18 protein-coding genes and 1 pseudogene are annotated in these 16759 nt (G+C 64.2%); 12 read left to right on the top strand and 7 right to left on the bottom strand.

Annotated features, from left to right (window positions below; all coding sequences use genetic code 11):
• The first annotated feature begins 13 nt into the window (after positions 1 to 13).
• Positions 14 to 517 carry a cytochrome c biogenesis CcdA family protein gene (locus ACQCS0_RS18800; protein ID WP_426938926.1) on the top strand — a complete coding sequence of 168 codons (504 nt, stop codon included), beginning with the start codon at positions 14 to 16 and terminating at the stop codon, positions 515 to 517.
• Here ACQCS0_RS18800 and ACQCS0_RS18805 read toward each other — a convergent pair.
• Positions 399 to 1208, bottom strand: a pseudogene (locus ACQCS0_RS18805) (response regulator transcription factor); the annotation flags it as partial. The gene ACQCS0_RS18800 and the pseudogene ACQCS0_RS18805 overlap by 119 nt on opposite strands.
• Positions 1209 to 1740: 532 nt before the next feature.
• Between ACQCS0_RS18805 and ACQCS0_RS18810 the strand changes: the two are divergent.
• A complete protein-coding gene (locus tag ACQCS0_RS18810) occupies positions 1741 to 2733 on the top strand; it encodes a hypothetical protein (protein WP_354155063.1) in 993 nt (330 codons plus the stop codon).
• Between the two features lie 80 nt (positions 2734 to 2813).
• Here the strand turns inward: ACQCS0_RS18810 and ACQCS0_RS18815 are convergent, their stop codons facing one another.
• Both ACQCS0_RS18815 and ACQCS0_RS18820 read right to left on the bottom strand, forming a co-directional pair.
• A complete protein-coding gene (locus ACQCS0_RS18815; RefSeq protein WP_426939957.1) occupies positions 2814 to 2978 on the bottom strand; it encodes a hypothetical protein in 165 nt (54 codons plus the stop codon).
• Positions 2979 to 2983: 5 nt separating this feature from the next.
• On the bottom strand, positions 2984 to 4033 hold the full coding sequence (locus tag ACQCS0_RS18820; RefSeq protein ID WP_354155065.1) for a glycosyltransferase family 2 protein: 1050 nt from the start codon (positions 4031 to 4033) through the stop codon (positions 2984 to 2986).
• Positions 4034 to 4499: 466 nt separating this feature from the next.
• Here ACQCS0_RS18820 and ACQCS0_RS18825 point away from each other — a divergent pair, with 466 nt between their 5' ends.
• From ACQCS0_RS18825 to ACQCS0_RS18835, 3 genes are all read left to right on the top strand, one after another.
• On the top strand, positions 4500 to 4973 hold the full coding sequence (locus ACQCS0_RS18825) for a sensor histidine kinase (RefSeq protein ID WP_426939958.1): 474 nt from the start codon (positions 4500 to 4502) through the stop codon (positions 4971 to 4973).
• 170 nt (positions 4974 to 5143) lie between these two features.
• Positions 5144 to 5278 (top strand): hypothetical protein, encoded by a 135-nt coding sequence (locus ACQCS0_RS18830; RefSeq protein ID WP_258524227.1) that lies wholly within the window; start codon positions 5144 to 5146, stop codon positions 5276 to 5278.
• A gap of 290 nt (positions 5279 to 5568) precedes the next feature.
• A complete protein-coding gene (locus tag ACQCS0_RS18835; RefSeq protein WP_426939959.1) occupies positions 5569 to 7011 on the top strand; it encodes an IS1380 family transposase in 1443 nt (480 codons plus the stop codon).
• Between the two features lie 511 nt (positions 7012 to 7522).
• On the opposite strand, the gene ACQCS0_RS18840 is transcribed toward ACQCS0_RS18835, so the two are convergent.
• Entirely contained in the window at positions 7523 to 8083 is a 561-nt protein-coding gene (locus ACQCS0_RS18840; RefSeq protein WP_426939960.1) for a hypothetical protein, read from the bottom strand.
• A gap of 211 nt (positions 8084 to 8294) precedes the next feature.
• Between ACQCS0_RS18840 and ACQCS0_RS18845 the strand changes: the two genes are divergently transcribed.
• Together ACQCS0_RS18845 and ACQCS0_RS18850 are read left to right on the top strand one after the other, a co-directional pair.
• A complete protein-coding gene (locus ACQCS0_RS18845) occupies positions 8295 to 8633 on the top strand; it encodes a hypothetical protein (RefSeq protein WP_354155069.1) in 339 nt (112 codons plus the stop codon).
• A 234-nt stretch (positions 8634 to 8867) separates the two neighbouring features.
• Positions 8868 to 9401 carry a thymidylate kinase gene (locus ACQCS0_RS18850; RefSeq protein WP_354155070.1) on the top strand — a complete coding sequence of 178 codons (534 nt, stop codon included), beginning with the start codon at positions 8868 to 8870 and terminating at the stop codon, positions 9399 to 9401.
• A gap of 60 nt (positions 9402 to 9461) precedes the next feature.
• Here ACQCS0_RS18850 and ACQCS0_RS18855 read toward each other — a convergent pair whose 3' ends face one another.
• On the bottom strand, positions 9462 to 9860 hold the full coding sequence (locus tag ACQCS0_RS18855) for a cupin domain-containing protein (protein WP_354155071.1): 399 nt from the start codon (positions 9858 to 9860) through the stop codon (positions 9462 to 9464).
• A 317-nt stretch (positions 9861 to 10177) separates the two neighbouring features.
• Here ACQCS0_RS18855 and bcp point away from each other — a divergent pair, with 317 nt between their 5' ends.
• Complete coding sequence (gene bcp, locus ACQCS0_RS18860; RefSeq protein WP_354155072.1) at positions 10178 to 10657, top strand: thioredoxin-dependent thiol peroxidase; 480 nt, start codon at positions 10178 to 10180, stop codon at positions 10655 to 10657.
• Between the two features lie 283 nt (positions 10658 to 10940).
• Here bcp and ACQCS0_RS18865 read toward each other — a convergent pair whose 3' ends face one another.
• On the bottom strand, positions 10941 to 11342 hold the full coding sequence (locus ACQCS0_RS18865; RefSeq protein ID WP_354155073.1) for a hypothetical protein: 402 nt from the start codon (positions 11340 to 11342) through the stop codon (positions 10941 to 10943).
• 223 nt (positions 11343 to 11565) lie between these two features.
• Between ACQCS0_RS18865 and ACQCS0_RS18870 the strand changes: the two genes are divergently transcribed.
• The 4 genes from ACQCS0_RS18870 to ACQCS0_RS18885 are packed head-to-tail and all read left to right on the top strand — an operon-like array spanning position 11566 to position 15394.
• Positions 11566 to 12690, top strand: a complete 1125-nt coding sequence (locus ACQCS0_RS18870) for a SpoIIE family protein phosphatase (protein ID WP_354155074.1) — start codon at positions 11566 to 11568, stop codon at positions 12688 to 12690.
• Entirely contained in the window at positions 12687 to 14657 is a 1971-nt protein-coding gene (locus tag ACQCS0_RS18875) for a glycosyltransferase family 2 protein (RefSeq protein WP_354155075.1), read from the top strand. The genes ACQCS0_RS18870 and ACQCS0_RS18875 overlap by 4 nt, the downstream gene beginning before the upstream one ends.
• On the top strand, positions 14647 to 14979 hold the full coding sequence (locus tag ACQCS0_RS18880; RefSeq protein WP_185261765.1) for an STAS domain-containing protein: 333 nt from the start codon (positions 14647 to 14649) through the stop codon (positions 14977 to 14979). The genes ACQCS0_RS18875 and ACQCS0_RS18880 overlap by 11 nt, the downstream gene beginning before the upstream one ends.
• Complete coding sequence (locus ACQCS0_RS18885) at positions 14972 to 15394, top strand: ATP-binding protein (RefSeq protein ID WP_354155076.1); 423 nt, start codon at positions 14972 to 14974, stop codon at positions 15392 to 15394. Before ACQCS0_RS18880 ends, ACQCS0_RS18885 begins: the two co-directional genes overlap by 8 nt.
• Here the strand turns inward: ACQCS0_RS18885 and ACQCS0_RS18890 are convergent, their stop codons facing one another.
• A complete protein-coding gene (locus ACQCS0_RS18890; RefSeq protein WP_426939961.1) occupies positions 15395 to 16630 on the bottom strand; it encodes a sensor histidine kinase in 1236 nt (411 codons plus the stop codon). It abuts the gene before it with no gap.
• Positions 16631 to 16759 lie beyond the last annotated feature (129 nt).

Consider the following 16759-nt stretch of genomic DNA (forward strand, 5'->3'; position numbering starts at 1 on the left):
CCGGCGGTACGTCATGGAACTCCTGCCGCTCGCGTTCCTCGCCGGCATCCTCACCGTCCTCTCCCCCTGTGTCCTGCCGCTGCTGCCGGTGGTCCTCGCCGGTTCCGCTGCCGAGTCGAACCGCCGGGCGCCGTACATCATCATCGCCAGCCTGGCCGTCTCAGCGGTGCTCTTCACCCTGCTGATCAAGGCCACTACCGTGCTGCTGGGGGTTCCCAGTGACGCGTGGCTGATTATCTCCGGGGCGTGGCCGGTGGCCCGGATGCCGCGGTGGTCTATGACCCGCGGACGGGGTAGCGTCGCGGGTCAAAACGCTGCTATGGCACCAACTGCCCGGTTGTCAGGTGATCCCCGATGTGCGCGGGAGCTGACGGCAAGGAAGGCAAACGTGGGAACGCCATCCGGTACCCCACTCCACGCACGGTCTCGATCCAACGCGGAGACCGGGAACTGTCACCGAGCCGCTTACGAAGGTTGCCGAGGTGGACTTCGACGGCGCGCTCCTCACCGGCCGTAACGAAAGAGCCGGTGTTGTACGGCTCATTCCGGAGCCGGCGGACCAGGTCCGCCTTGGTCTGCACCACTCGTCCGTTCTCCATCAGGACAAGAAGAAGGTCAAACTGCGTACGCGTCAAATCCAACGGCACCCCATGGATGGCCGTGGACCGTGAGCCTTCGTGCAGGGTCAGGCCATTGTGCTCAAAATCGCACAGGAGGGCCGTGCCGGTGGGGAGAAGTGGAGCGTCGGAGACGGCGGCGGGCACGGCTTGAGGAGCACGTTGCTGCACCGCCTGCGGAGCGTGAACCGGGGCCGTGACGCCCGCCGTGGAATTCAGCGAACGCGGGCGCCGGAGCATCGCCGCGATCCGGGCACGCAGCTCCCGCGGACGGAACGGTTTCGTGAGATAGTCATCTGCGCCGGCCTCGAAGCCCATCAGTGCATCGGCCTCCTCTACCCGGCCGGAGACGATGATGAGGTACGCGTCGCTGAACGTCCGGATCCGGCGCGCAGCTTCGATCCCGTCGAAGTCCGGGAGGCCGACGTCCATAGTCACAATGACGGGGTCGTGCTCCCGCACAGTCTCCACGCCTTCCGTCCCCGAGGATGTTGCGAAGACGGAAAAGCCAGACTGCTGGAGCACCTGCTCGAGGGATTCCCTGACGTCGTCGTCGTCTTCGACCACAACTGCGATGCCCCGTTCTACCATCCCTGCTCCCCATAAATTTTCGCTGCTGCGTCCACGCAAGATTTGCCCCGTAACGGAGCCCCGCGACGTGCCGGACAGAGCCAGCATGTGGCTGCGTCCTTGGAACTGGAACCCGGCAAACCCTCCAAGGTATTCCATGTGCAATTCGTCGTCACTAGCCATGTGGATTGGCTTGTCAATAACTATTAACCATAACGCGCAGAATATTGAGCCTACACACTGCTATTGCCTTCTTTTGAGGACTGAGGACACCTTGCCAAATTCTTGAGCTTGAGCAAATACTGAGCATTTCTTGATTAGTTGATTTACGCCAGGCCATCCGCCGGGACCTATTGCTTTCTGTTGCTGATGTGACTGATGATCATCGTGTGCTCAAAGGGGGCGCAGGATTGTCACTAAGAACGAGACGTCAGGGGCACGCATGGCTTCTTTTCGGTTACCCGTTTCACGTTCCGCACAACCACTCAGGCCGCTCAGGCCGCTCAGGCCGCTGGCTATGATAGCGGCCGCGGGCTTGGCATTGTTGGCAAGCATGCCAGCCGCGCAAGCAGCGGATGCCATTTCCCCTGATCCCGGCCCCGCCGGAAGCTTCTCCTGGAAGGGCTTCAACTGGGAAAAGCGCTTCTGGGGCGGGGCTCCTCAGTACAACGGGCTTTTTGCCGCAGCGAATGTGGTCGATCCCGACTCCAACGGGCATGTCACGCTGAAGCTAACCAACCCTTCCGGAGACGCGCCGGTGGGGGCTGAATTCCAGTCCACCCGCAAAGGCTTCGGCTATGGCACCTACAGCACCACGGTGGAGAAGAACCTCAGTCTGCTGCAGAAAGAGGTGGTGTGGGGGTGCCTGTTCACTTACGATCCCCTCGCCGAGCCCGGCTATAACGAAATCGACCTTTGCGAGGCGTCTGCCTGGGGCGGAGGTGCCGCCTACGGCCAGTCATGGCCGGTGGGACAGGGCCACGGATATTGGTTCGACGCTACCAAAGCGCCCGGCGAAGGCAACAACACCGTGGTCTTTGACGTGACGGCCAGCCCCATAACCACGCATCGGATGGTGTGGGAGCCGGGCAAGCTGACCTTCGAAACCTACGCTGGCGAGGGCTTTGGCGGCACCCTCCTGAAGCGGACGGTCCTGCAGGGCTCCACCGTGCCGGTGCCGGCCAAGGAGCAGCTCCACTTTAACCTCTGGGTCACCGGCGGTGGAGGTGGGGACCCCGCCCACGTGAAACCGGAATCGGTCAAGGTCCGGGACTTCTCCTTCGTCCCGGCGGCCGCAGCCTTGGCTATTGCGCCTTCGTCGGCCATCAAGCTCTCAGCCACAACTTCCAAGACGAAGGGCGTTAACACCACAACACTGAAGTGGGCCGGTGCCACGGGCGATTACGTGACGCTCTGGATCAACGGCGTCCGGAAATCCGTGCCTAACACCAGCAGCTTTGCCAACCAGTTCAAAGGCGGCAACACCACCACCTACAAGGTGTGCGACACCGCCGGATGCTCCAGCATCCTGAGCGTCGTCACCTGACTACGTCCGGACCAAGCATAGGCCCAGGAAATCCGGATGTCCTGGGCCTATGCTCGTTTTTTGGCTCCTGCGACAGAACGCTAGGACTTATCGCCGCGAACGGGAACAATCCGTTTGATGGCCAGACCCAATGCCATGAGGGCAAAAGCTGCCAGTGCAAACCAGAAAATATCACCCGCACCGGTCATGGCGAGGGTTCCGGAACCCATTCCGGCTGCGGCCGGAACTGCTGGGTTGTTATACATAGTTGTTACCAGGCTTTCTTTTTGTTGAGGGCTGCGTCCAGGTACGCCTTCGCATGGACCACCTGCAGGAACAGGTCGATCACCAGCTCGTACATGGTGGCGGCCGCGAGCATGTATTTCCATCCGCGCAGCCGGACCGTGACCACACGTTCGATCACGAAGACACCGGTCACGGCCAGCCAGAACGGCTGAATGTTCAGCCCGGCACCCGTGCCCAGTGCAAACGCCACCGTGCCGAAGTAGGCCAGTGTTACCAGAACGCCCACCAAGGCCAGGATCTGCCGGCCCCAGTACGGGCGCGTTACCCGGGTCCAGCCGTACTGCACGCAGTTCTCCACCGCGCCGCGCTTCCACCGGAGCCGCTGTGCCCACAGTTCGCGCCAGGTCGGCATCACCTCGGTCACCAGATTGCAGTCAGCGGGGGATTTGATCCGGTACCGCAGGGTCAGCAGGGCAAACGAGAGTTCGTTGTCTTCGGTCAGGACTGAGGTGTCGTACACCCCGCCGCGGCCATTGCCCGGCGGCAGCGACCCGTCCAGCCTGGCCGCGATGACATCGCGGAGCGTACGCGCCCGGAACAGTGCCGCGGTGCCCGTGACCACCAGGCACTTGCCCTTGAGCCGCTTCACGTCGCGGGCATACCGCGCATATTCGTTGCGCTGCAGGTGCCCGACGAACCCGCCGCCGTGACCGCCGCGGAAGACGCCGCCAACGGCGCCCAGCCGGGAATCGCGACGCAAGTGGGCCACTGCCCGTTCCACAAAGTCGTGGGCCAGTTGGGAATCGGCGTCCTGGATGAGGATCAGGTCTTCGGGACCGGCGCCGGGCAGGAGCCCGTCCAGGGCGAAGTTCAGGGCACCCGCCTTCTTGTCTGTATTGCCCTCGGTGGGCAGGACTTCGGCACCCTCGGCGAGGGCTATCGCCTCCGTGGCATCAGTGCAGTTATCTGCCACCACGATCACTCTGTCCGGGCGGCGGCTCTGCGACTTTAAGGAATTCAGCGTTGCACCGATCCCCGCCGCCTCATTGTGCGCCGGAATCAGGACCGTAATCACGGAAATGCGGGCAAAGACTTGGTCGCAATAATGGCCGGTATTTTCGGATAAGGCGGGTGAATAATTTCATGAAATTGTGACATGGCACGCATTAGCTTATTAATCTCCACATAAAAGGGTCATCGAATCCTGCTGTGCTTTGACTCTTCCAAGGGAAACGCAATCCAGCTGCAGAGAACCGGCAACGAAAGTACAAGCTTTGGTAAAGAAGATCTCAACGCGGCCGGGCTTAGCGCTGTCGGTGCTGAGAAGGCGCAGGTGGCACTGAGCTGCCGCCAGCCGTCGGACGTGCCGCTCCTCTTTTCGCAGGTGCTACCCAGGACCATCCGCCGCCTTGGAGCAAAACGACGACGATCTGTCGGGAAAATTTTGATCCAATCTTGAGCCAACCCTTCGCAACCCATGCATTTGGCGGTCCACGCTGGAGCTAGCAACACAAGAGGACAGCGGGGAAGCAGGAAGATTCATGGGGAACGAATCAGCTCTGGGCGAGGTCGACGCGGTGGGAGGAGTGATTACTGATCACCACCCACTCGACTTGCACACATTGGGGCTGGCCGGTTGCATTGACCGGTTGACCGGGCCTCTCCGTCAGCAAGGAACGACAGTCCGCTGGGATACTCCGCACTGGGGCATCGAGATCCCGGCGGACTGTGCGTCCCTCCTCTACCAATCGGCGCGCGAAGCGTTGAGTAACGCCTTCAAGTACGCCGGCGCCGGCGAGCTCACCGTCCAGCTGGCGGCCGTCGGCCACGGCATCCGTCTGGTGGTGTCCGACGACGGCACGGGCTTTGACTGCGAACTCGCGTTAAGCGGCAAGAACCACGGCTACGGGCTGCGGCTGATGTCGGTGGCCGTGCACGAGGCCGGCGGCACCGTCAACGTGTCTTCGAAGCCAGGGCAGGGCACCACCGTCACAGTAACCCTGCCCTTGGACTGACGCCCCTACCGCGCCGTAGAGCCTTGAAGGATGAAGCCGGCACAATTCGTCCCCAGTCCAGCACAGAACAGGTGCTGCGGCCAGAGCTCTGGAATGGTTATTGACACCCCGCTTCGAGAGGCGCTGAATGATGATTAAGGCACATTCCACACCCCACGGGAGCGGTTGACATGAAGGAAAAGCCAGTAGTGGCCCAGCGCATCCACAGCGAGGCTCCGGCCGAAGGGGACGAGACTGCGGATCCCACGGACATCCGCATGCACTCGCAGGAGCCCGCCGAGGGCGCCGACACCGACGAAGACTAGCCGCCCTCCCCCTCTGGCCCACGCGCCCCGGCCACCACACGCCGTCGTACGCGGTATCAGCAGGCGCGGCATCAGCTGCCCGGCCCCGCACCAGCTGCTCTGCCCCGCACGAGCGGTGCTGCCACACACCGTTCATGCGGGGCAGCACCGTCCTTACCGAAGCGGCCTAGCCCGGGGTTTTCATCAGTCTTGGGCTGACGGGTGTGTTTAAGAGACGAAAAGGTGCTCTGACAAGGGAAAATAGGGGTGTCTACGCCGTTATTTCCGTGTCTTGAAGGAGCACCTTTTCGATGCCCCAGTCTACCAAGGTCTTCCCATCCGTCCCGGTCACTTTCACCGGCCAGTCGCTGGTCTCCCATGCCGGTGCCAGGGTCCTGACCTCATTCATTGACGCCCTCGGGTTCCGGGATCTGTGCGAGGACCGGCTGGGCCAGTTCGCCCCCGCGATGGCCTCGCACCGGCCCGGGAGGCTACTCGGGTCGCTGGCGGTGATGCTCGCAGCCGGCGGCGAGCACGCCTCCGACCTGGACATCCTGCGCTCCCAGCCCGGCGTGTTCGGCAACGTGCCCTCGAACGCGACAGTCTCGCGGTTCTTCGAACGCACCGTGAAGAACCCGGACGTTTTCGATTACGGTTTTTCGACCCTGTCCAAGGAACTGCGGACCCGGGCCTGGGAAGCCGCGGGTGACCGCAGCCCGGCGGTGACCGCGACGTCCGCGGACCCGCTGCTCATCGACCTCGACGCCACACTGGTGACCTCACACTCCGAGAAGGAACAAGCCACCGGCAACTACAAGGGCGGGTTTGGATTCGCCCCGTTCACCGCCAGCATCGATTACGGTTCCGGCCGAGGCACCGGGGAGGAACTCGCGGTGCTGATGCGCCACGGCGGGGCAACAGCGAACAACGCCGAGGACCACATCCGCATCTTCGAGGCCGCCATCGCGGTCCTGCCCGACGCACTCTACGGTGAAGACGACGAACTGGACGGGCAGAAAATCCTGGTCCGCACCGACAGCGCCGGCGCGTCCCGGAAGTTCCTCTGGTACCTGCATTCGCGCGGCGTGCAGTTCTCCGTCTCGTACCCGGTTCCGGTCGGCAAGGCCCACATGATCGACTGGATCAACGACAAGAAATACTGGCAGCCGGCCCTGGACCAGGACGGCAACGAACGCGACGACGCCTGGGTCATCAACGCCACGCAGGTCATCCCGCTGAAGGACTACCCGCCCGGGACGAAGATCTTTCTGCGCGCCGAGCCGCTGCACCCCGGTGCGACACCGACCCTGCTCGACATCGACGGTCACCGTGTAACAGCTTTCCTGACGAATGCCCCACGCTGGCACGGACCGTTCCTGGATGCCCGGCACCGGGCCCGCGGCCGCTGCGAGAACCGCATCAAGACGCTGAAGAACACCGGCCTGAGCAAGCTCCCGTTCTTCGATTTCGCCGCGAACCAGGCCTGGGCGAACCTCGCGGTCCTGGCCGCGAACCTGGTCTCCTGGCTCCAGCTCACCGCCCTGCCCGACGGCCACAAGGCACGGGGCTGGGACATCAAACGCTGGCGCTACCGGCTCTTCGCCACCGCCGGCAAGATCATCACCCGCGCCCGCCGGACCCACCTGCTGCTGCCCGACGCCGCACCGGAGAAACCCCTCATCGCCGCCCTGCTCGAAGCCATCGGACGGATCGCCGCAGCCGCGAACCGCCCCGCACACCTGCTGCGGACCTGACACCGCAGCCCCCGCCAACCAACGAGCAGGAAAGAAGAACACCAACGGGATCAGTGGAAGCCCGCGCCCCGCCCCGCGACCCCGGGGCCCTTCAGCCACGCCCGAAATCCGATTCAGCCCACCGGGACGACAAAAACCGGACCCGGCGCCCCGACCGCCGTCCGATGAAAAATCCGGGCTAGTCCCTGGCTGGCACCAGCACCACTTCGTGGGGACTTGTCGGCCGCATGAACTGCGCATTCACGGCAGCCAGCGTGTTCCCGAACCGCGCCACCGTGGTGGGTACATCGAAAGCGGGGCTGGTGATGGTGTCTTCGATCTCGCCGGAGGACAGATCCCCCGGAGAGCCTGATGCGGACGATCTGGTTCAGGAAGTTCTGCACCGCCCAGACTGTGTGGCCACGGACCAGGATGCCGTCAACATTCGGTACATCCACGCCGTCGATCCTCGCGCTTCCACCCGTGTACGGGTCCACGGTATAGAGGGACTTGTTGTTCGAATGAGCCACAATCAGTACCCGGCCGCCGGTCCGCTCAGTTCCAGTGTCTCAACGGTACCCAGCTCGCCGCGCCTGCCCACCGGGAGGAAGTAGAGCTCACCGGCAGCGGAATTCGTGAACCAGGCGCCATCCCGGGTGAGCGTGACGTCGTTGATGAAACCAGGAGCGAGCGTGAAATCCTCAACAGGCTCGCCCGATTCCGTGTTGTACACGAAGGCCTTGCCGGTGGCGCCGCCCGCTAGAAACAGCAGATCGTTGCGGGTATCGGCCTTCATCCCGACGGCGGCCATGGGCTGCGAATCAAAGTCCGATACGTCGATGAACAACCGCGCTTTGTCTTGGCGGATGTCGCCGCGGTAAATGTCTCCAAGGGCCAGGTCGCCGGCGTAGAAGGTGGTTCCGCTGCCGGCGGCGATCCCCTCGGCGGACGTGGCGCCCTTGAGCACAATGCCTGAGTCTGCCGGCGGCGACGCAGACGCCGGGAGGACAGGTGCCAACACCTCCATGAGCAGAATGAACCCAATGGCGGTACGGCGTTGTAATTTTGCTGAATTCTGGGTTGTGCGGGCCATGATTCTTCCTTGAATTAGGGTGATCCGCACGGGCCAACCTGCGGCAGGGCCGCACGATCGTAATGCCAGTTTATGCACCCCGGGAACCGGCCCGCCAGAGTCAAAAGCCCCCTCCTTGCGCGGTCACACTCCGCCCTCCGGAGCCCCGGGACCGGCAAGCTGCCACGGTCTCTGCTTACAATCGAAACCTCAATCAACTACTGAGGGACCCATGAAGAAACTCGCCACCGCCCTGATCGCAGCCGGCCTCGTACTTTCCGCTTCTGCATGCACAACGCCCACCAAACTTTCCACCCCCGAAACCTGCGACCGCGTCAAGGCTGTCCTGGCGAACCCCGCGAACAACGTGGGCAAGACCGGCCTGGTGCGTCTCGCCAACCAGATCCGGCCTATCGAAGTTGTTGCATCGGATGACCTCAAGCCTGCGCTCGGATCCATCATCGAGTTCACCGACGAGTCCGCCAAGGAAGCCCCGGACGAGGCCAAGCTCGCCGAGTTGGAGTCGAAGTACCAGGAAGCTGGCGCCGCCTTCACGAAGCACTGCCGCTAAGACGCCTCCTGAGTTAACGTTCGACGGCGGCCGGTTGGCCGCCGTCGTCGGCTTATCCGTGATCGGCTTCGGGCAGCGGCTCGCCCTCGAACCACGGCACTGATCCCCAGCCCCCCCTGGTGTGGCTGCCGGCCCTTGCACGTGCCGCCCGGTCGCCAGTTTGATGTGACCTCGCCCTCATGATGGGACGTTCACGCGGCCCTTTCCGTTAAACCATTGGCGAAAGGAGGCCATGTGCTCATTGTCTTAACCGGAATCGACGGATCAGGAAAATCGACGGCCGCCCGCGCCTTGGTCGATGCGGCGCAGGCTGACGGCAAAAACGCCCTGCCGCTCAGCAACCACGCCGGCAGGCGGAGCATGTCCGTGCTGGGCAAACGGCTGGGCATCCGCTGGCCGCGGCGCCTTGCCGACATTGTGGAGACCAACCTTCGCGTGGCCAACGTACTCATATCCCATGCCTGGGCCAGCCGTTCTGACGGACTGGTAGTGATGGACCGGCACCTCCACTGCCAGCTCGCGCAGCGAACAGCCAAAGGCCTGCCGCGCGGCCGCCTGGTCCCCTGGCTGATGTCGTCGCTGCCGGAACCTGACGCCGTGGTGCAGCTGACTGACCTGGCGGATCTGCGCGATGCCTACCGTGCCATGCCGGAATACCCGGGCTTCGTCCAGCTCGCCGCAGACAGCACGCCGGAAGGGGTTGTGGCCGGGCTCAAGCGGATCGTGCACCAGCGGATGTCGCGCGCAGAGACTCCTGTGGCTGTTTAGGCCACAGGCCAGCGAGGCCTAGTACAGCTCAGACCCGCTCCGACTCCGACGAATACCGGCTCAGATCAGCGCGTGCAGTCCCCTGCTCCGCGGCCGGCCGAAGGACGCCGTACCCAGGAACTCAATGGCGACGAACGGCTCGGACCCAACCACCCACTCATCATGCCCGGGAGGCAGCGCATAGGTGTCGTGGGCATGGATGGTGGACCTCACGCCGTCGGACGTTTGAATCTCCAGACTGCCGGAGACACAGTAGCCGAGGTGATTGTGCTCGCAGAAGTCCGTCAGCTCCATAGGCTTGGCGGACTCGGACCAGCGCCAGCCGGGAGCGAGGATAAGGCGGGCCACGGAGTAGTCATCGACCGTGACGAGATCGAACTCGGCCTTATCCGGACACCGCTTTTTGTCCGGAATATCAAAGGACTTAACGGCCAGAGCTCTGATGAAATTTGCGGTCATGGGGACACAGCCTAGGGATCATTTTCGGCGGGCGCTTAGGGCTGGGACCAAGCGGTTGTGAGTGGATGCCGGCAGGCGGCTACGGAGTGCGGCGACGAAGTGCGGAGACCAACAAGGTGCATCTCTAACCGTATCCATAAGGCGCCTCAAGTCAATGGACCGCCCGTACCTTCGCGGAGCCGAACGGGGTCCCCTGCACAGGTCCCGGCCCTGGACCAGCCGGAATACTTCAAATGACGCCGGAGTTGTTGTTTAAACTGGAAAGCCGATTCACTGGTTTCCTGTCTCTTGCCATCAGACTCTCCCGAAGGAACGCCGTGAGCCCCCAACTGACCATCAAACTTCAGCCAGGTACCCAGGCCCCCGATTTCACGCTGCAGGACGCCGAGGGCACCGAAACCTCACTGGCCACGTACCGCGGCAAGAACGTCATCGTGTATTTCTACCCGGAGGCGGCAACCCTCGGCTGCACCACCGAGGCCTGCGATTTCCGCGACAGCCTCTCATCCCTGCAGGGCTCCGGCTATGAAGTCCTGGGCATCTCCCCCGACGCCCCGGGGAAGCTGGCCGATTTCACCGGCGACTTCAACCTGACTTTCCCGCTGCTCTCCGACGAGGACCACGCAGTTGCCCTGGCCTACGGCGCGTGGGGCGAGAAGCTGGTCAACGGCGAGATCGTCGAAGGCCTGGTCCGCTCCACCGTGGTGGTGGACCCCGACGGCAACGTGGCGCTGGCGCAGTACCAGGTTAAGGCGCAGGGCCACGTCGCTGCCCTGCGCGAGTCCCTGGGGGTCTAATCTGACTGGGCACAGCTAGCCCAGCAATCGGGAGTCAGGCATGGCGATCGAAGACCGTCCGGGGACGCTGTTCGAGGATGTCAAAACGCTGGCTGGCCCTGAGCGGCCCAATGCCAACGTCTGCTGCTCTTTGAGAAGCCGGGTTCGTCAAAGCAGCCGGTACGCATGCGGGACCTGCTGACGCAGCCTGCGCTTCATCAGGGTTTCTTCCGCCAGTTACTTGGCCAGTCGTTGTCTATGAACCATAAGGCCAGCAGCATCGCGTCCATGGTCATAAGCCCAGCTAAGAGGTAGGCCCACCCTGTGTACCAATGCACGGCAATCTCCTGACCTGGTATCCCCCAGCCACTTGATTGTCCTCCAGTGTGGCACGGAACGGGTCAGCAGGGAACGGCTGCTTCGTGAGGGCAACCAGACGGCCGTGAAGTTCGGTTTCGCGGTTCAGGAGGCGGGTCAGCAGTTCGACCTTGTCCGAGAGCTCGATGCCAACCGCCAGCCGGTCCCCGGGCCAGCTCGAGGCCTCCCAAGACTCACCCAGGGCCTGGGCCAGCGAGCGGGACAGTGAGCGGAGCCGCCAGAAATGGCTCAGGTAGTGAACGGTGCTGCGCGAGCGGCGGCCCTGCTTCAAGAGCCGCCACGAACGCGCCAGCCTGCCCGGCAGCCTGACGGATTCCGTTGCTTCCATAACTCCTGCACCGTCCTCCGGCAGTCCGCGTTTTCCTTCGTCGTTTGTCCTTCGAGTGTGTCCACGGAGCCTCAAGGACCCATCAAGGGCAGGCAAGTTTTCCGGCAAGACCGGGCCACGCCATGGCCGCCAGCCCCGGATTGCCCGGGGCCTGACCGACTTCCAGCCCCCTTGTCATATCTATGACATGCTTCACCGGCCCTAATACTGTAGAAGTAGAGTCATGCCTTCCATGCCCGAACCGCGCCGTGCCGTCGTGATCGAGGACGATCCGGACATCCGGGGCCTACTTGTGCGGATCCTCGTCAAGCAGGGTTTCGAGGTCACCCAGGCCGAGGCCGGGTTGCCCGGAGTGGAGGAAGTCCGCCGCGCCAAGCCTGATCTGATCACGCTGGACCTGAACCTGCCCGACATGGACGGGCTGGAAGTCTGCAAGCTCCTGCGTGAATTCTCCGATGCGTTCATCGTGATGCTCACCGCCCGCGCCGACGAACTGGATATGCTCACGGGCCTGGACAACGGCGCCGATGACTACATCAGCAAACCGTTCAGCCCGCGCGAACTCCAGTCCAGGATCAACGCCCTGTTCCGCCGTCGGCAGCCGTCCGCGGCGGAGACGGCCGCTGAATCAGCCGCGGCGAGCGAACTGGAACGCGCTACCGAGGTCCAGCAAAGCCTGCTGCCCCAGGAGGACGTCCGGGTGGATGGGTACGACGTCGCCGGCGTATTCCGCCCCTCCCGCAGCGTGGGAGGTGACTTCTACGACTGGTACAGCACGCCCGAGGGCCTGCACCTGACGTTCGCCGATGCCATGGGCAAGGGCATGGGCGCGGCCCTCATCGCGGCCACCGTCCGGGCCGTGATGCGGTCCACCGGGCGGCGCCAGGACCTGCACGCCGCCTTCGCCTCCGCCAGCACCACAATCGCGGCGGACCTGGATTCCTCCAACTCGTTTGTCACCCTCTTCCACGCCCGCCTGGACGCCGCCTCCGGCGTCGTCAGCTATGTCGACGCCGGCCACGGACTGGCGCTGCATGTCACCGCAGAGGGGTCGGCGCGCCGTCTTCCCAGCGGCGGCCCGCCCGTGGGCGCCTGGGCGGGGTCCGTGTGGCCGCAATCCGCCGTTGACCTGGCCCCGGGCGACTCCTTGGTGGTGGTCAGCGACGGCGTACTGGACGTCTTCGACTCGGTGGAGCAGTTCGCCGAGTCAGTACTCGCCGCCGCTAACGACCAGGTTTCCGCGCAATCCGCCTGTGACGCCATCCTGGCGCTGGCGCCTGCTGAAACTGCCGAGGACGATGTCACCGTCGTGGTGGTCCGCCGCCTGTCCGAGCCAGCAACCGCATGACCCGCTTCTGGACCCGCCTGGTAGTGGTTCTGACCGTCGTCCTCGGGCTGAACTACGTGTGCTGGCGCTGGGCGGCGTCGCTGAACTGGGATGCCTGGTGGATTGCGGTGCCCCTGGTGGTGGCCGAGACCTACAGCCTCATCGACGTAATGCTGTTCGGTATGACCGTGTGGCACCTCAAGATCCGAAAGGGAGCACCCGCCCCGCCGCACGATGCCACCGTCGATGTCTTCATCACCACATACAACGAAGACCTGGACATGGTCATGACCACGGCACTGGCGGCCCAAAAGATCCGACACCCGCACAGCACCTGGATTCTTGACGACGGCGCCCGCCCCGAGCTGAAGGCCCTGGCCGAAGAGCACGGGCTGGGTTATGTGACCCGCAGTGACGCCTGGACCGCCAACGTGCCGCGGCACGCCAAGGCCGGCAACTTGAACAACGCCCTGATGGTCACCCACGGTGAATTCCTGCTGATCCTGGACGCGGACCAGATCCCCGAGCCGGACATCCTGGAAAAAACCCTGGGCTATTTCAACAACCGCCGGGTGGCCCTGGTCCAGACGCCGCAGTACTTCAGCAACGTGCCCGCCCACGATCCACTCGGCAGCCAGGCGCCGCTGTTCTACGGCCCCATCCAGCAGGGCAAGGACGGCTGGAACGCGGCGTTCTTCTGCGGCTCCAACGCCATCCTCCGGCGCGAAGCCCTGATGCAGCTGGGCCTGATGGGCTACGTCAAGGAGACCGAAAAAAGCATCCGCCGCGCCCTCACGGCCTCCCGCTCCGCCATCCGCCAGGCGCGCAAATCCGCGGACACCAACACCCCGCTCGTGGCCGAGGTGCTGGACGAGGTGGAGGCAGCCACGCTGGAAGCCCAGGCCCAGCTGGCGGCCGGCGAAGCCATGAGTGAGATCACCTACCGGGTCCGCCGCCGCGTGGATGCGGCCGTGCAGACGCTGGTCCAGGCCGACATGTCCGCTCTGCAGGCCGACCTTGAAGAGATCGCCGCCATGGAACTCGCCCATGTGGGTGCCGCCGGCGTCCCGGTGGTGGCCGACGACGCCGTCCAGCGTATGTCTGCCCGCGACTGGTCGCCGCTGGGCGCGCTGGAATCCGTTCAGGCAGTCCTGGACGCCCTGAACGTGGAGCGGAACGATGAAGCGCAGCCGGTCATGCCACTGGCCACCATCTCCGTCACCGAGGACATGGCCACGGCCATGCGCATCCATGCCATGGGCTGGGAAAGCGTCTACCACCACGAGATCCTGGCCTACGGCCTGGCGCCCGAGGACCTCAAGACCATGCTGACCCAGCGCCTCCGGTGGGCACAGGGAACCATGCAGGTGCTGCTCCGCGAGAACCCGCTGGTGCAGAAAGGCCTGAAGATCGGCCAGCGCCTGATGTACTTCGCCACCATGTGGACCTACCTCAGCGGGTACGCGGCGGTCATCTACTTCGCCGCCCCCATCATCTACCTGCTGCTGGGTGTCCTGCCGGTGTCCAGCCTCAGCTGGGACTTCTTCCTGCGGTTCATCCCGTTTATGGTCGCCAACCAACTGCTGTTCGCGGTGGCCGGCCGCGGAATCCCCACCTGGCGCGGGCAGCAGTACAGCCTCGCGCTGTTCCCCACCTGGATCAAGGCGTGTTCGACGGCGGCCCGGAACGTGTGGTTCGGCCGCCCTCTCGGGTTCGCCGTCACCCCCAAAGCCCGCCAGACCGGCGGCCCCAGCTGGAGCCTCATCCGGCCCCAGATTGTGGTGAGTGTGCTGCTGGCGGTGGCCTCCGTGGTCGGGATTATCCGGTTGGCCACGGGACTGGCCGAGCCGCTTGGCACACTGGTGAACGTGGCCTGGGTTATTTTTGACCTGGTGGTCATGAGCATCCTGGTCCGGGCCGTTTTGTACAAGGGCTACGAACCCGCTGTGGACGTTGATGCAGGAGAGAGGAAATCCGATGGAGTTTAGTTACGAGGTCAAGGATTCGTACGCGGAGGTCAAGGCGGACGGACGGCTGAATATGGTGTCGGCGCCCAAACTGCGCGAATTCGTCACCGACGTGATCGCCGGGGGCTCGTCGCGGATCGTGGTGAACCTGGAGAACACGGCGTTTATGGATTCCTCGGGACTGGGCGCGCTGATCGGCTGCCTGAAGGCCGCCCGCCAGGCCGGCGGAGACCTACGCATCGCGGCCGTTCAGCCGCAGGTGAAGATGGTCCTGGAGCTGACCAGCATGGACCGGGTGCTGACGTCCTACGCCTCGGCTGACGAAGCGTTCGGCAATGACTGATGTCCTGGCCCGGCGGAGTTTCCGGGGATTGTCCACGGCCGAGGCCATCGACTCCGTCCACAACGAGCTGGACAAGCTCTGGGAGGACGCCCCGTTCGTCCAGGCCATGGACCAGATGACCTTCACAACGGCGGTGGTCGAATCTGCGTCCAACATCGTCCAGCACGCGCATCCGGCGGCGGCCAAACCAGTGGAGCTCGGGGTGGACATCAGCGTGCGCTCCACGCAGCTGCAAGCCAGGGTCAGCGCCTACCACGCCAAGCCTCCGTTCGGCCCCCTGGAACCGGGAACGGCCGACGACGACGCGGAGTCCGGCCGCGGCCTTGCGCTCATCGAGGCGCTGGTCACCACCGTGACGTTCGAACGGCAGGACGGCACCAACACATGGGTCCTCACGAGGACATCACAGAGTTAGCTAAGCGGCGATCCAGACGGAAACGGTGGTGCCGCCGCCCGGCGTTTCGCTGATCCGCAGCTCACCCCCGTGGGCCTTGGCGATGCGCCGGCATGTGGCCAGGCCAAGCCCTGACCCGGGACCGTCCCCGGCCCGCTGCAGCCGGACCAGCGGTTCCATTGCGCGCTGCCTGTCTGCCGCTTCGATCCCTTTGCCGTTGTCCACCACCGACACGGCCGTTCCCGTCTCGCCAGTCACCGCGCTGATGCTGATGTGCAGGGCATGTTCGGGGCTCCGGTAGTTCAGGGAGTTGGCAATGAGGTTCTGAAGCAGGGTCCGTATTTGCGCCCGGTCGGCCACGAGCTCGGCGTCGTCGCAGTGTATGCCGATGGTGCCGCCCAGGGACTGGCCCAGGTCACCGGCAGCCTCGGCGGTGAGGGCAAGCAGCGAGAACCGCTCCCGGAAGAGCTGCCCTCCCACCGTGGAGTAGTCCAGGACGTCCTTCAGGGTGGCCTGCATGCGGCGCCCGCTGCCGGCGATCCGCGAAAAGTATTCAGCGGCGGCGCTCCCTTGCGGAATATCGGGGTCATCCTCGGCAAGCTCGACGTACCCCAGGATGGTGGTCAGCGGAATGCGGAGGTCGTGGCTGACCCGGCCCGCAAAGTCGCCCAGTGCGGTGTTGCTGCGTCGCAGTTCCGCCAGCGCGTCGTTCAGCTGCAGGGTGCGGTGCTGGAGTTCCAGCAGCTCCACAACCTGTTGGGCGAGAACCTCGAGCATCGCAATCTGCGCGGCCTGCGGGCTGGCCGCATCATCGGAGAAAACGCAAAGCGAGCCTAGGACCAAGCCGGAGGCAGTCTGCAGCGGAACCGAAGCATAGAAGCGGACCTTGGCGATCTCGCCCGTGACAAAGGGGTTCCCGGCGAACCTCGGGTCCTGGGAAGCATCGCGGACAACCGTGGTGGTCCTGCGGAGGAAGACCTGGGCGCACATTGAGTCCTCGCGGCTGCAAACCTTGGCGTCCACGCCGAAGGCCGCAATCTGGATTTGCTGGCCCTCGGTAATGACATTGACCACACTGTAGGGAACAGCGCAAAGCCGGGCTGCCAGCTGGACCAGGTTATCCAGCGCCTTGGCGGCTTCTGCGTCGGGGAGCGAGGGGGCTTCGCCAGCCTCTGCGGGCACCAGCCCGTATTCCCTCAAACCGGTTGTCCTGGCCGACTCCGCGGCTTCGTGGCTGTACGTGACTGCGCCGTTCATGCTCTCCTGTCCCCACTGTGATCAGCACTTTCATCAGCGCTGCTACCGGTCCCTCGGCTGATGATATCCGTCCGCCCGGATGCTCCGTCATTCCCAGCTCCGTTCCGCCGCCGTTTTAGCAGCGACAAG

The organism is Pseudarthrobacter sp. S6 (genome assembly GCF_050156575.1).
In the GTDB taxonomy this organism is placed as follows: Bacteria; Actinomycetota; Actinomycetes; order Actinomycetales; family Micrococcaceae; genus Arthrobacter.